The 13,217-nt window shown below is 72.3% G+C and carries 12 protein-coding genes; 4 read left to right on the forward strand and 8 right to left on the reverse strand.

Features of this window, described 5'->3' with window-relative positions:
- The first annotated feature begins 140 nt into the window (after positions 1-140).
- Complete coding sequence (locus tag NQU55_RS07875; protein WP_168091041.1) at positions 141-1,757, forward strand: peptide-N4-asparagine amidase; 1,617 nt, start codon at positions 141-143, stop codon at positions 1,755-1,757.
- 32 nt (positions 1,758-1,789) lie between these two features.
- Here the strand turns inward: NQU55_RS07875 and NQU55_RS07880 are convergent, their stop codons facing one another.
- Positions 1,790-2,230 carry a MarR family winged helix-turn-helix transcriptional regulator gene (locus tag NQU55_RS07880; protein ID WP_168091040.1) on the reverse strand — a complete coding sequence of 147 codons (441 nt, stop codon included), beginning with the start codon at positions 2,228-2,230 and terminating at the stop codon, positions 1,790-1,792.
- 110 nt (positions 2,231-2,340) lie between these two features.
- Between NQU55_RS07880 and NQU55_RS07885 the strand changes: the two genes are divergently transcribed.
- Both NQU55_RS07885 and NQU55_RS07890 read left to right on the forward strand, forming a co-directional pair.
- The gene (locus NQU55_RS07885; protein WP_168091039.1) at positions 2,341-4,167 is read left to right on the forward strand and encodes an ABC transporter ATP-binding protein; all 1,827 of its coding nucleotides are present in this window, start codon (positions 2,341-2,343) and stop codon (positions 4,165-4,167) included.
- A gap of 65 nt (positions 4,168-4,232) precedes the next feature.
- Positions 4,233-5,600: an MFS transporter gene (locus NQU55_RS07890; protein ID WP_168091038.1), complete on the forward strand. Its 1,368-nt coding sequence runs from the start codon at positions 4,233-4,235 to the stop codon at positions 5,598-5,600.
- On the opposite strand, the gene NQU55_RS07895 is transcribed toward NQU55_RS07890, so the two are convergent.
- The 5 genes from NQU55_RS07895 to NQU55_RS07915 all read right to left on the reverse strand — a co-directional run bounded on the left by NQU55_RS07895 (position 5,582) and on the right by NQU55_RS07915 (position 10,994).
- On the reverse strand, positions 5,582-6,805 hold the full coding sequence (locus tag NQU55_RS07895; RefSeq protein WP_168091037.1) for a CaiB/BaiF CoA transferase family protein: 1,224 nt from the start codon (positions 6,803-6,805) through the stop codon (positions 5,582-5,584). The genes NQU55_RS07890 and NQU55_RS07895 overlap by 19 nt on opposite strands.
- Before the next feature lie 73 nt (positions 6,806-6,878).
- On the reverse strand, positions 6,879-7,571 hold the full coding sequence (locus NQU55_RS07900) for a LutC/YkgG family protein (RefSeq protein WP_168091036.1): 693 nt from the start codon (positions 7,569-7,571) through the stop codon (positions 6,879-6,881).
- Positions 7,568-9,055 (reverse strand): lactate utilization protein B, encoded by a 1,488-nt coding sequence (locus NQU55_RS07905; RefSeq protein WP_168091035.1) that lies wholly within the window; start codon positions 9,053-9,055, stop codon positions 7,568-7,570. The genes NQU55_RS07900 and NQU55_RS07905 overlap by 4 nt, the downstream gene beginning before the upstream one ends.
- On the reverse strand, positions 9,052-9,864 hold the full coding sequence (locus NQU55_RS07910) for a (Fe-S)-binding protein (protein WP_168091034.1): 813 nt from the start codon (positions 9,862-9,864) through the stop codon (positions 9,052-9,054). The genes NQU55_RS07905 and NQU55_RS07910 overlap by 4 nt, the downstream gene beginning before the upstream one ends.
- Positions 9,865-9,899: 35 nt before the next feature.
- Positions 9,900-10,994, reverse strand: coding sequence for an NAD(P)-binding domain-containing protein (locus NQU55_RS07915; RefSeq protein ID WP_168091033.1), 1,095 nt, complete (start codon positions 10,992-10,994; stop codon positions 9,900-9,902).
- A gap of 97 nt (positions 10,995-11,091) precedes the next feature.
- Here NQU55_RS07915 and NQU55_RS07920 point away from each other — a divergent pair, with 97 nt between their 5' ends.
- Positions 11,092-11,523, forward strand: a complete 432-nt coding sequence (locus tag NQU55_RS07920; protein WP_168091032.1) for a secondary thiamine-phosphate synthase enzyme YjbQ — start codon at positions 11,092-11,094, stop codon at positions 11,521-11,523.
- Between the two features lie 83 nt (positions 11,524-11,606).
- Here NQU55_RS07920 and NQU55_RS07925 read toward each other — a convergent pair whose 3' ends face one another.
- Together NQU55_RS07925 and NQU55_RS07930 are read right to left on the reverse strand one after the other, a co-directional pair.
- Positions 11,607-12,527 carry a D-alanyl-D-alanine carboxypeptidase family protein gene (locus tag NQU55_RS07925; protein ID WP_168091031.1) on the reverse strand — a complete coding sequence of 307 codons (921 nt, stop codon included), beginning with the start codon at positions 12,525-12,527 and terminating at the stop codon, positions 11,607-11,609.
- Between the two features lie 138 nt (positions 12,528-12,665).
- The gene (locus tag NQU55_RS07930) at positions 12,666-13,148 is read right to left on the reverse strand and encodes an Lrp/AsnC family transcriptional regulator (protein ID WP_168091030.1); all 483 of its coding nucleotides are present in this window, start codon (positions 13,146-13,148) and stop codon (positions 12,666-12,668) included.
- Between the last annotated feature and the right edge of the window lie 69 nt (positions 13,149-13,217).

Raw genomic sequence — 13,217 nt, forward strand, 5'->3', positions numbered from 1 at the left:
GGGGTGCGGGCGAGTCGGCAGGAGTTGTGAAAGGTTCGCGCCACTGGAGTGCAGCATTCAACCGGTTTTCGCACTCCCGCGACGGATCAGGCCAAAGGGGCTCTGGCGCACTGGAGTACGAACCGCTTCACTCCTGCGCCATGAGACGACTGTTGCTCGCGCTGTGCGCCGCGACCACCGGTCTGGTGCTGGGCATGGGCCCCGCCGTGGCCGCGGGCCCGCCGACCGAGTTCGGCACCGACTGGCACGACCCGATCACCGCCGGCCCGCCGGTGGCCACGCCCGGCACCAAGGCCTGCACGGTCACGGTCGCGGACACCGAGTTCCGCGACTACACGCCCTACAGGAGCACCTACCTGCCGCCCAAGGGCTGCGGCGACCGCTGGAACAAGGTCGTCCTGCGGCTCGACGGGGCCGTCGCCGGACGGCAGTACGACCGCCTGGGCTATCTGCAGGTCGGCGGGGTGGAGATCCTGCGCACCTCCACCCCGGAACCCTCGCCCGAGGGCATCACCTGGCGCGTCGAGAAGGACGTCACCCGCTACGCGGCCGCCTTCCGGGACAAGCAGCCCGTCGAGATGCTCATCGGCAACCTGGTGAACGAGACCTACACGGGCGTCATCAAGGTCAAGGCGACGCTGACCTTCTACGCAGCCGAGGGACGGGCCGGGGCGGCGCGTACGCCGGACAAGGTGCTCACCCTGGACGGCGCGCACACCACGGGTACGTCCTATGAGGGGCTGTTGACCACTCCGCGCAACAGCGAGCGGATCGTGGCCGAGGTGTACGCGACCGGCTCGGGCGGTGGCTGCGAGGAGTTCTGGTACCTGACCGTGCCGGACGCGGCGCCGTACTCGTGCAAGGCCAAGGACGGCCCGTACCGCGAGGTCCAGGTCTCCGTGGACGGCAAGCTCGCCGGGATCGCCGCGCCCTTCCCCACCGTGTGGACGGGCGGCTGGTCCAACCCCTTCCTGTGGTACGTCATTCCGGGCCCGCGGGCCTTCGACGTCCGGCCGGTGGAGTACGACCTGACGCCCTTCGCGGGGCAGCTGAACGACGGGAAGGCGCACCGGGTCACCATCTCGGTCGCCGGTGTGCCGGAGGGGCAGAGTGGCTGGAGCACGCCGACGAACATCCTGGTCTGGCAGGACGCCGGGGCGACTCACGTCACCGGGGCCCTCACCACGCACGAGGCGGGTGCACCCACCAACACGGTCGCCTACGAACCGGGCAAGGAGCACTGGCTGAAGGCGGACGGCGGGCACTCCCTGACGGTCTCCGGCTACGTCGACACCTCGCATGGAAGGGTGACCACCACCGTCTCCCGCACGGTGGCCGCGGCGTCCGCTCACGGCTGGACCGACGGCGAGTCGAAGGACGCCCTCCAGGCTCGCTGGACCGACGACGAGAGCGTCAAGGTGGCCGGCCACGGACCCGCCACGACGACCCGTGCCCACCGGGTCTACAGCATGGACGGCGAGATCAGCATCGGCACGGGCGACCGGCTGCGGACCGTGATGAGGATGGGCGACCGCTCCGACAGCGTCACCCTGCGCGCCGGCAAGCGGCTCGGCTGGTCGCTGATGGACGACACCTACACCGGCGACGCGGCGTACAACCAGAACGTCCCCAGGGACCAGCGGCACGCCACCGGCATCTCGCGTGAGCGCTACCGCCTCCTCGGCCCGGGGACCTGCTACGACCGGACCCTGGCCACGGCTCAGGGGGAGCTGACGGAGGACAGGCGCTCCTGCTGACCCTTCCGGCGGGAGCGTGCCGGGCCGCGCCTTCAGCAGGCGGGGCCCGGGCCCGCCATCAGTTCGTCCAGCAGACTGCCGAGCTGGCCGCGCTGCTCCGCCGAGAGGGGCGCGAGGACGTCCTCCACGGCCGCCCGCCGGGCCTCCCTGAGCTTCCTCAGGATCCTGCGTCCCTCGTCGGTCAGCTCGATGCGGATGACCCGCCGGTTGGACGGATCCGGCACCCGGCGCACCGAGCCGCCCACCTCCAGGGCGTCGACGAGGGTGGTCACGGCCCGCGGCACGACCTCCAGGCGCTGCGCGAGATCCGCCATCCGCGGCGGATGGTCGCAGTGCGCGACGGTGCGCAGCAGCCGTGACTGGGCAGGGGTGATCCCGACCGGGTCCAGATAGCGCTTCTGGGCCCGGTGGAGCCTGCGGGTGAGCCGCAGCAACTGCTCGGCGAGCTGTCCGGAGGTGTCGGGGGCGGTCATGATCAGAGGTTACCAGGACCGAATTCATTGTGAGCTTAGGTAACAGTGAGCTAAGCTCGGTGACCGGCCATCGTGCCTGTGAATCAGCCACCTCTGAAAACCAGGAGCCCATGCGTCACGACGAAGAGAACTGGACCCCGCCGCCCGCCGATCCGGAGCAGCCCGCCCAGGTGCGGCGCATCCTCCGGCTGTTCCGCCCCTACCGAGGCACGCTCGCCCTCGTCGGCCTGCTCGTCGCCGCCTCCTCGCTCGTCTCCGTCGCCTCGCCCTTCCTGCTGCGCGAGATCCTCGACACCGCGATCCCCCAGGGGCGCACGGGGCTGCTGAGCCTCCTCGCGCTCGGGATGATCGCCGCCGCCGTCGTGAACAGCGTCTTCGGCGTCGTGCAGACCCTGCTCTCCACGACGGTGGGCCAGCGCGTCATGCACGACCTGCGCGCCGCCGTCTACGACCGGCTCCAGCGGATGCCGCTCGCTTTCTTCACCCGCACCCGCACCGGCGAGGTGCAGTCCCGCATCGCCAACGACATCGGCGGAATGCAGGCCACCGTCACCTCCACGGCCACGTCGCTCGTCTCCAACCTCACCAGCGTCGTCGCCACCGTGGTCGCGATGCTCGCCCTCGACTGGCGGCTGACCGTCGTCTCGCTGCTCCTGCTGCCGGTGTTCGTGGCCATCAGCCGCCGCGTCGGCCGCGAGCGCAAGAACATCACCTCGCAGCGGCAGAAGCAGATGGCGGTCATGGCCGCCATGGTCACCGAGTCGCTCTCCGTCAGCGGCATCCTCCTCGGCCGCACGATGGGCCGGGCCGACTCCCTGACCCGGGCCTTCGCCACGGAGTCCGAGCGGCTCGTCGGCCTCGAAGTGCGGGCGAGCATGGCCGGGCGCTGGCGGATGTCCACCATCGGCGTCGTCATGGCGGCGATGCCCGCCGTCATCTACTGGGCCGCGGGCATCGCCCTGCAGACCGGCGGTCCGGGCATCTCCATCGGCACCCTGGTGGCCTTCGTCTCCCTGCAGCAGGGCATGTTCCGGCCCGCGGTCAGCCTGCTGTCCACGGGTGTGCAGATGCAGACCTCCCTCGCGCTCTTCCAGCGGATCTTCGAATACCTCGACCTCCCGGTGGACATCGCCGAGCCGGAGAAGCCGGTACGGCTGGAGAAGGTGCGGGGCGAAGTGCGCTTCGAGAAGGTCACCTTCTCCTACGACGCCCCGGGCTCGCGCGAGCCCTCGGCCCCCACGCTCAGCGGGATCGACCTCACCGTGCCGGCCGGCAGCAGCCTCGCCGTCGTCGGGGCGACCGGCTCCGGCAAGAGCACGCTCAGCTATCTCGTCCCCCGCCTCTACGACGTCACCGGCGGCCGCGTCCTGCTCGACGGCGTCGACGTCCGCGACCTCGGCTTCGACACCCTGGCCCGGGCGGTCGGCGTGGTCTCCCAGGAGACCTATCTGTTCCACGCCTCCGTCGCGGACAACCTCCGGTTCGCCAAGCCCGACGCGACGGACGAGGAGATCAGATCGGCGGCTCGCGCCGCACAGATCCACGACCACATCGCCGCCCTCCCCGACGGGTACGACACCCTCGTCGGCGAGCGGGGCTACCGCTTCTCCGGCGGCGAGAAGCAGCGCCTGGCCATCGCCCGTACGATCCTGCGCGACCCGCCGGTGCTGATCCTGGACGAGGCGACCAGCGCCCTGGACACCCGCACCGAGCACGCCGTCCAGGAGGCCATCGACGCCCTCTCCGCCGGGCGGACGACCATCACCATCGCCCACCGCCTCTCGACCGTCCGCAACGCCGACCGGATCGTCGTCCTCGACCGCGGGCGCGTCACCGAACAGGGCACCCATGAGGAACTCCTCGCGGAGGACGGGCACTACGCCGCGCTCGTGCGCAGGGACGCCGGCCGTGCGACCGCCGATGCCGTGACCGGGTAGGCCGCGCCGGACCGAGAGTCCTCGCACGGGTGTGCGGGAGGGTTGCCCGGGGGATCCAAGGGATCATGAAGCGATCCGAGCCCCTGTCCGCCGGCGGCGATACCGGCACCGGCGCCGACACCGGCGACCTCCGAGCCACGAACGCCCCCGCGCCGCCGCCCCGTTCTTCGCTGCGGCAGCTCGCCGCGGCGTCCGTGGGCAACGCGGCGGAGTGGTACGACTGGTACGCCTATTCGTTCCTGGCGGTCTACTTCGCCGACCAGATCTTCCCCAAGGGCTCCGGCAACTCCCTCGTGCCCCTGCTCTCGACCTTCGCCGTCTTCGCGGTCGGCTTCTTCATGCGCCCGGTCGGCGGCCTGCTCATGGGCGCGGTCGCCGACCGGCGCGGCCGGCGGGCCGCCCTCACGGTCACCATCCTGCTCATGGGCGCCGGCAGCCTGCTGCTCGCGCTCACCCCGACCTACGCCGCCACCGGCGTCCTCGCCCCCGTGGTCCTCGTGGTCGCCCGGCTGATCCAGGGGCTTTCGGTCGGAGGGGAGTTCGCCGCCTCCACGACGTTCCTCGTGGAGTCCGCGGGCCCGGGCCGCAGAGGGCTGTTCTCCAGCTTCCAGTACGTGTCCACGACCATCGGCCAGCTCCTCGCCTCGGGCATCGCGGCGCTCCTCGCCCACCTCCTCACCGAGGGACAGATGGGCGACTGGGGGTGGCGCGTGCCGTTCCTCATCGGCGCGGTCATCAGCCTGGCGGGATTCTGGATCCGGCAGGGCGCCGAGGAGACGCACGACGTACCGGGGAAGGAGGCCGCGCGGCCGGCGCTCTTCGAAGCCGTGCGACGGCACCCCCGCGAGTCCCTCCTGATCTGCGGCATCACCGCCGGCGGCACCCTCGCCTACTACACGTGGACCACCTACCTGCCGACCTACGCCCAGATGAACGCCGGATTCGACAAGGGCGACGCGCTCGCCGTCGGCACGATCTCGCTGGCCTTCTTCGCGGCGCTGCAGCCCCTCGGCGGGCTGCTGTCCGACCGCATCGGCCGCAAACCGCTGCTGATCGGCTTCGCGGTGGGGTTCGCCGCCCTGGCCGTCCCCCTCCTGCACGCGGTCGGCAGCTCCTTCGCCTCCCTGCTGCTGGTGCAGTGCGCCGGCATGGTGCTGCTCACCGGCTACACCTCCATCGCGGCCGCCGTGAACGCCGAGGTGTTCCCCGCGCGCGTACGGGCCGCGGGGATCGGCTTCCCGTACTCACTGACCGTGGCGCTCTTCGGCGGCACGGCTCCCTACCTCGGCACCTGGTTCAAGGACTCGGGCCACCCGGGCGCGTTCCCCTGGTACGTCGCGGGGCTCTGCCTGGTGTCCGCGTGCGTCTACGTGATCCTTCCGGAGACGGCGAAACGGCCGCTCGACCGCTCCGTTCAGCCTGCCGGCAGCTGATCCGCCCCGGGCCCTGAGGGGCCCCCGGCAGCGGGCTCCTGTTCGGCGAACTCCGCACGGACGGCGTCCGTGTGCTCGCCCAGCGCCGGTACCGCTCCCATGGCCGCCTCCCGCCCTCGCACCTCCACCGGCGGGAGCAGCCCGCGCAGCGGACCGGCGGGGGAGCCGAACTCGCGCCACCGGTCGCGCGCCGCGAGCTGCGGATGGTCGGTGAACTCGGCCACCGTCCGCAGCCGGGCGTTCGCGATGCCGGCTCCGTCGAGCAGGGCCCCCGCACCGTCCGCGGTGTGGGCGGCGAACTGCTCCTCGATGACGGCGGTGAGCTCCTCGTCGTGAGCCCGGCGCAGGGGATTGTCCGCGAAACGGGAATCGCGGATCAGGTCGGGCCGCCGCAGCACGCGTTCGCACAGCGCCACCCACTCCCGGTCGTTCTGCACGCTCAGGAACACCTGGCCGCCGTCGCCGCAGTGGTAGTGGCCGTAGGGGGAAATGGACGGGTGCCGTGCGCCGCTGCGGGTCAGCGGGGCGCCGCCGTAGGCCTCCGCGAAGTACGGCTGCCCCATCCACTCCGCGAGCGCGTCGAAGAGGGAGACGGACAGCGCCGTGCCCTCGCCGGTGCGTTCGCGCTCGTAGAGAGCGGTGAGGATGCCCGTGTAGGCGTACATGCCGCCCGCTATGTCGGCGACGGAGATGCCGGGGCGGGCGGGGGCGCCGGGGTGGCCGGTGAGCGAGACCAGCCCGGCCTCGCACTGCACGAGCAGGTCGTACGCCTTCTTGTCGCGGTACGGGCCCTCCGCGCCGTACCCGGAGACGTCGCAGGTGATCAGCCGGGGATGCCGGGCGCGCAGCGCCTCGCAGCCCAGGCCCAGCCGCCCGGCCGCGCCGGGACCCAGGTTCTGGATGAAGACGTCGGCGCGGGCGAGGAGGCGGTCGAGCAGCGCGCGGTCGGCCCCGGTCCTCAGGTCGAGGACGACGCTCTCCTTCCCGCGGTTGACCCACACGAAATAGGCGGAGAGCCCTTTCGTCCTGCGGTCGTAGTCGCGGGCGAAGTCCCCGCGCCCCGGCCGTTCGATCTTGATGACGCGGGCGCCGAGGTCGGCGAGCTGCCGGGTGGCGAAGGGCGCGGCCACGGCCTGTTCGAGGGCGACGACCGTGACGTCGTGCAGGGGCGGCTTCAACTCGGCTCCTTCCACCGGGCAGTTCATATGACCGGGGTTGTGGACAGTCCGGCGCACCGGGCACCGGTCCCGGCATAGTGTCGCGGCCATGAACACCAGCTCACGGCTCGCGTGGATCGCCCGCCACCAGGATCACCTCCAGGGTGCGCGGCCCGTGCACGCCCTCGACCCGCTCCAGCTCGATGTCGCTCGTCGCCGACGGTCCCGAGATCCAGGTCAGGGGGCGTGCCGGGGCCAGCCGCCGGAGGGCCTGCGGCACGGAGGAGACCACTTGGTCGTCGGTCCGCACCACGCAGAGGTGATGGTCCGGCACGAGGGTGATGCGCCGGCTCCCCTGATCCGGGCCCGCATCGAGCACGACGGTCCCGGTCTCGGCGACGGCCAGCGCGCAGCCCGTCACCACACTGTCGATGGAATCCAGTTCACGGGTCGTCAGGGCGGGGGAGTCGCGGACGAGTCGGACCGGGGCGGAGGCGAGCCAGCCGTCCGGAAGGGAGGGCGGTACGACCACCTGGCTGGCGCCGCGTTCGGAGAGCAGGCGGGCGAGGAGCGCGGGCAGGCCGGCCGCTTCCGTGCGGTGGACGCGTGCGCGGTAGTCCGCCAGGTTCTCCGCCAGAAGGTCAATGGTCGCGGCATGCGTGCGCTCGCCGTGCTGCGCGGCGTAGTCACGCGTGACCGGATGATGCCCCGGCTGCTCCGACGCAGGCACGTCGGCGAGCGCCCGCCGCACCCGGCCCAGGATCCGTTCCCTGCCCGACTCCCTGCCCGACGCGCGGCTCGGCCCGCTGCTCATGACGGCTCTCCTTCCCGGCCGGGGCCGCCGCGGGTGCGGGCCCACCAGTCGCGGAAGGACTCGGCCGGCACTTCCGGCAGGTCGCGCGTGTCCGACCAGGCGCGGCCCGGCCCCGGCAGCCGCCCGGGGTGCAGCGCACGGGTCCGGGCCAGCAGCCGCTGGCCCCGGCGCAGCACGCGGGGGTGGTCGAAGGCCCAGCCCGCGGCACGCATCACGGCGCGCTCGGTGGCGTGCCGCTTCGCCGGCTTGATGACGGTGCGGGTGCCGCGCAGTGTCACCGTGCCCCCTTCCACGACCCTCTCCCGTAGATGGACGAGGATTTCGGGGATGTCGATGGCCACCGGGCAGGCCTCGAAACAGGCGCCGCACAGCGAGGACGCGTACGGGAGCGACTCCTCCAGGGGCGAGGCGAGGCCGCGGAGCTGGGGGGTGAGGACGGCCCCGATGGGTCCCGGATACGGCGATCCGTACGCGTGGCCCCCGGCCCGCTCGTACACGGGGCAGACGTTCAGGCAGGCCGAGCAGCGGATGCAGCGCAGGGCTTGGCGGCCGGTCGCGTCCGCGAGGGTGTCGGTGCGGCCGTTGTCGAGCAGCACCAGATGGAAGGCGCGGGGGCCGTCGCCGTCGGTGGTGCCCGTCCACATCGAGGTGTACGGGTTCATCCGCTCCGCCGTCGACGAGCGCGGCAGCAGCTGGAGGAAGATCTCCAGGTCGCGCCAGGTGGGCACGACCTTCTCGATCCCGACCACCGAGATCAGGGTCTCGGGGAGGGTGAGGCACATGCGGCCGTTGCCCTCGGACTCGACCACGACCAGCGTCCCGGTCTCCGCCACTGCGAAGTTGGCCCCGGAGACGGCCACCTTGGCCCGCAGGAACTTCTCCCGCAGGTGCAGTCGCGCGGCCTCGGCGAGATCGGCGGGCCGGTCTGTCAGGGCTTCGGGAGCCGGGAGCCCCCAGTCGGCCATCCGCCGGCGGAAGATGTCGCGGATCTCGGCGCGGTTGCGGTGGATGGCGGGCACCAGGATGTGCGAGGGAAGGTCGTCGCCGAGCTGCACGATCAGTTCGGCGAGGTCGGTCTCGTACGCCCGGATACCGGCCGCCGCGAGGGCTCCGTTGAGGCCGATCTCCTGTGTGGCCATCGACTTGACCTTGACCACCTCGCGTTCGCCGGTGGCCAGGACCAGGCCGGTGACGATGCGGTTGGCCTCGGCGGCGTCGGCCGCCCAGTGGACCGTGCCGCCGGCCCGGGTGACCGACTCCTCCAGCTGGAGGAGGTAGTGGTCGAGGTGGCGCAGCGTCCGGTCCTTGACCGCGGCGCCGGCGGCCCGCAGCCGGTCCCAGTCGTCCAGCTCCGCGACGGCCCGGTCGCGTTTGGCGCGGATGGTGCCGGTGGCGCGCCGGAGGTTGGCGCGCAGGCGGTGGTCACGGGTCGAGGCGTCGGCGGCGCGCGGGAAGGAGGGCATCCCCAGGTAGGTGCCGGTCACCGGGCGGCTCCCCGGCCGGCCCCGTCGCCTGCAGGGACCGCGTTGTCATCGCCCTCCTCGGCATCGCTCACCTTGCTGCCCGCCAGGATCTCGGCGATGTGCACGGGGGTGACCGGTGAACCCTCGCGGGCGAGGATCCCGCCGATGTGCATGAGGCAGGAGTTGTCGACCGTGCACAGGGCGCGGGCTCCGGTCGAGGTGACGGCGCGGGCCTTGTCGGCGCCCATCGCCGCGGAGACGGCGGGGTTCTTGACGGCGAAGGTGCCGCCGAAGCCGCAGCACTCCTCCGCGCCCGGCAGTTCGCGCAGGTCCAGGCCCTCCACATGCTCCAGGAGCCGCCGCGGCCGGTCGCCGAGGCCGAGGACCCGCAGCCCGTGACAGGTGGGGTGGTAGGTGACGGTGTGCGGATAGTAGGCGCCGACATCGGTCACCCCGAGGACGTCGACCAGGAACTCCGTCAGTTCGTACGTCCTGGCCGCAGCCTCTGTCACCGCTCCCGGGACCGCCCCGGGGCGCCCCTCGGCGGCCGCCTTCGCGGCGATCCGGGGGTAGCTGTCGCGGACCATGGCCGCGCAGGAGCCGGAGGGGGTGACGATGTAGTCGTGGTCACGGAAGGCGGCCGCGTAGCGGCGCAGCAGCGGTTCGGTGCGGTGCCGGTATCCGGTGTTGAAGAGGGGCTGGCCGCAGCAGCTCTGGCCGGCCGGGAAGTCGACCTGCACGCCGAGCCGTTCGAGGAGGGTGACGACCGCCCGGCCGGTCCGCGGGTAGAGCGTGTCGTTGACGCACGTCACGAACAGCCCCACGCGCATGCGCCCCTCCTCGCGTCGTGATCATCCGGGGAGCCTCATACTGCCGCAGGGACCCGCGGCTGTGAAGAACCGAGCAGGGCGCGGATCTCCCGTACGGCCGCGCGGCCCGCCCGGTTCGCGCCGATGGTGCTGGCGGAGGGCCCGTAGCCGACGAGGTGCACCCGGGGGTCGCGCGCCGCGCGTGTGCCCTCCATGCGGATGCCGCCGCCGGGCTCGCGCAGCTTCAGAGGGGCCAGGTGGTCGACGGCGGCCCGGAAGCCGGTCGCCCAGAGGATGACGTCGGCGTCGACGGTGCTGCCGTCGGCCCACTGCACGCCGGTGGGGGTGACGCGGTCGAACATGGGGCGCGGGGCCAGGACGCCGGCGGCTCGCGCCCGCTCCATGGCCTCCGTCATGGGCAGCCCGGTCACGGAGACGACGCTCTGCGGGGGCAGGCCCTGCCGGACCCGCTCCTCGACGCGGGCCACCGCGGCGCGCCCCCACTCCTGGTCGAACGGGGCCTCGCGGAAGACCGGGGGCCGGCGCGTCACCCAGGTCGTCCCGGCCGCCACCTCGGCGATCTCCAGCAGGTGCTGCACCGCGGAGGTGCCGCCGCCGACCACGACGACGCGCTGCCCGGCGAACTCCTGCGGTCCGGGGTAGTGGGCCGTGTGCAGCTGGCGGCCGCGGAAGGTCTCCTGGCCGGGGTAGCGGGGCCAGAAGGGGCGGTCCCAGGTGCCGGTCGCGTTGATCAGGGCCCGGGCCGACCACAGCCCCTCGGAGCTCTCGACCGCCAGCCGTCCGTCCTGCCCCTCCCGTACCGCGCGGACGTCGACCGGGCGGTGTACGCGCAGGTCGAAGGCGCCCTCGTAGTCGGCGAAGTAGCCGCCGATCACCGCGGACGAGGGCTGTGAGCCGTCGGCCTCCGTCAGCTCCATGCCGGGCAGGGCGTGCATCCCGTGCACCTTGCCGTAGGTGAGCGACGGCCAGCGGAACTGCCAGGCCCCGCCCGGGCGCGGGGAGTGGTCCAGGACGACGAAGTCCCGGTCCGGCTCGTATCCCGCGCGGCGCAGGTGGTAGGCGCTGGACAGGCCCGCCTGCCCCGCGCCGATCACCACGACCCCGGTCTCACGCACCACAAGATTGTTCATGATTCTACTAACGCGGGAGGCGGGCCGTATCTTCCCGGCCCTCTCCTCCCTGCCCTCTCCTCCCGGTCTTCCCCGGGGCGCGTACGAAAATGGAGCCATGGCAGACACCCATGGCACCTTCCGCACGCACGTCCTCGACATCGCCACCGGCTCCTCGGAGACGGTGTACGACCTCACCCACGAATGCGAGGCCTTCCTGCGCGAGGCGGCCGCCGGCCGCGACGGACTGCTCAACGTCTTCGTCCCGCACGCCACGGCCGGCGTGGCCGTACTGGAGACCGGCTCCGGCAGCGACGAGGACCTGCTGTCCGCCCTCCAGGACCTGCTGCCGGCGGACGACCGCTGGCGCCACCGCCACGGCAGCCGCGGCCACGGGCGCGACCACGTGCTGCCCGCCCTCGTCCCCCCGCACGCGACCTTGCCTGTCATCGGCGGACGGCTGGAGCTGGGTACCTGGCAGTCGGTGTGCCTGGTCGACACCAACAGGGACAACCCCGACCGCCAGGTGCGGCTGACGTTCCTCGGCTGAGCACCCGGCTGCGCCCGGACCGCGCCGGACCGCGCCGAGCATCGCCGGGCCGCGCCGGGGCGCGTGCGCCCCGCCGGGGGGCGTCAGTCCTGCTGTGCCGACTCCGGCAGCTGCCGCAGCTTCACGTTGGTCTTGGTCCGGTAGGCCCAGTCCAGCATCTTCACCGCGTCCGGGTAGCGGTTGGCGCCGTCGTTGAGGATGACGCCGACCACCGTGCGGCCGTCGCGCTCGGCGGCGAAGACCAGGCAGGCGCCGGCCGCCGTGCCGGTGCCGGTCTTGATGCCGATCGCGCCCTTGTACGAGCCGAGCAGCTTGTTGGTGTTGTCCCAGTAGTACGTGCGGTTGACGTTCGCCGCCTTCTGACGGGTCGCCGTCGTCCGGACGACCGTCTTGAAGGTGCTGTTGCCCAGCGCGTGCCGGGCCAGCTGCGCCGAGTCGCGCGGGGTCGTGTAGTTGGCCCCGGCCCTCGATATGCCGTCGAACGAGTCGTACTTGGTGTTCTTCATCCCCAGGTCGGCGGCCTTCTTGTTCATCTTGGCGATGAACGACTTCGTGCGCGCGGCCTCGGTACTGCCGCTGCCGAAGGTGTCGGCGAGCGCATAGGCGGCGTCACAGCCCGACGGCAGCATCAGGCCGTACAGCAGCTGACGTACGGTCATCTTGTCGCCCGTGCGCAGATCGGCGGTGCTGGCGCCGTTCCGGGCGACGTAGTCGCGGTACGACTGCTTGATGGTGACCTTCTTGCCGAGGTCCACGCCCTTGGTGTCCAGGACGGTCACCGCGGTCATGACCTTGGTGGTGCTGGCCATCTGCCGCTTGGTGTCGGCGTCCTTCCCCCACAGCTGGCGGTTGCGGTTGCCGTCGAGCAGGAACGCGCCCTTCGCGCTGACCGACGGGCCGCTCGCGGCCTCCGCACCCGTCGCCGGGAGGACGACGGCGAACGCCGCGGCCGATGCGACCGCGGCCGCGCCCCAGCGGCGGACCGGTCTTCCGGATCGCTCCATGTGTGCCTCTGTTTCTCGCGTGTCGAGATGAGCGAGTCGTCTCGCTTGTACTGCTGAGTGAGCCGATAATCGCACCGGTTTCTCGACGGGGAGAACCTGGGGGCGAGTCAGTTGCCGTGCCCCGGCGGGCGGTCCGGCTCACGCACCCCGCTGGGCGGCCTTGCCCACCGCGTCCACCAGAGGCAGGACCCGGTACGGCACCCGCTCGCGCAGCACCATCTCCGTGCGCGTGCGCACGACCCCCGGCGTCTGCACCAGCACCTGGATCACGTCCTCCAGGTGCCCCGCGTCCCGGGCGACCACCCGGGCCATCAGGTCGCCGCCGCCGGTGATCGAGAACGCCTCGATGATCTCCGGGACGTCCGCGAGGGCCTCCGCGACCGTGTCGAGGTGCCCCTGGGTGACCTCGATGTGCACGAACGCCAGCACGGGATGGCCCAGCGCCGCGGCGGACAGGCGCGGACCCGTGCCCGTGATCACGCCGTCGCGCTCCAGCCGGTCCAGCCTGGCCTGCAGCGTGCCGCGGGCGACGCCCAGCACGCGCGCGTACTCGCGCACGCTCGTGCGGGGCTGCTCCAGGAGCAGCCGGAGGATCTTCGCGTCCAGTGCGTCGACGGCCATGGCCGGCGCCCTCCTCGTGGTCGGCGTCCCCGGCCGGTCACTGTACCAATGGCCCTCCAGCAGGCTCTG

The sequence above is a fragment of the Streptomyces telluris genome, from assembly GCF_024519335.1.
In the GTDB taxonomy this organism is placed as follows: domain Bacteria; phylum Actinomycetota; class Actinomycetes; order Streptomycetales; family Streptomycetaceae; genus Streptomyces; species Streptomyces telluris.

What these genes read in the sequence shown, in the direction of transcription:
- NQU55_RS07910 (WP_168091034.1), bottom strand. Translation starts at nt 9,864, where the DNA reads ATGCGCGTGGGGCTGTTCGTGACGTGCGTCAACGACACGCTCTACCCG.
- NQU55_RS07920 (WP_168091032.1), top strand. Translation starts at nt 11,092, where the DNA reads ATGGCAGACACCCATGGCACCTTCCGCACGCACGTCCTCGACATCGCC.
- NQU55_RS07900 (WP_168091036.1), bottom strand. Translation starts at nt 7,571, where the DNA reads ATGAGCAGCGGGCCGAGCCGCGCGTCGGGCAGGGAGTCGGGCAGGGAA.
- NQU55_RS07895 (WP_168091037.1), bottom strand. Translation starts at nt 6,805, where the DNA reads ATGAACTGCCCGGTGGAAGGAGCCGAGTTGAAGCCGCCCCTGCACGAC.
- NQU55_RS07915 (WP_168091033.1), bottom strand. Translation starts at nt 10,994, where the DNA reads ATGAACAATCTTGTGGTGCGTGAGACCGGGGTCGTGGTGATCGGCGCG.
- NQU55_RS07925 (WP_168091031.1), bottom strand. Translation starts at nt 12,527, where the DNA reads ATGGAGCGATCCGGAAGACCGGTCCGCCGCTGGGGCGCGGCCGCGGTC.
- NQU55_RS07890 (WP_168091038.1), top strand. Translation starts at nt 4,233, where the DNA reads ATGAAGCGATCCGAGCCCCTGTCCGCCGGCGGCGATACCGGCACCGGC.
- NQU55_RS07930 (WP_168091030.1), bottom strand. Translation starts at nt 13,148, where the DNA reads ATGGCCGTCGACGCACTGGACGCGAAGATCCTCCGGCTGCTCCTGGAG.
- NQU55_RS07885 (WP_168091039.1), top strand. Translation starts at nt 2,341, where the DNA reads ATGCGTCACGACGAAGAGAACTGGACCCCGCCGCCCGCCGATCCGGAG.
- NQU55_RS07880 (WP_168091040.1), bottom strand. Translation starts at nt 2,230, where the DNA reads ATGACCGCCCCCGACACCTCCGGACAGCTCGCCGAGCAGTTGCTGCGG.
- NQU55_RS07875 (WP_168091041.1), top strand. Translation starts at nt 141, where the DNA reads ATGAGACGACTGTTGCTCGCGCTGTGCGCCGCGACCACCGGTCTGGTG.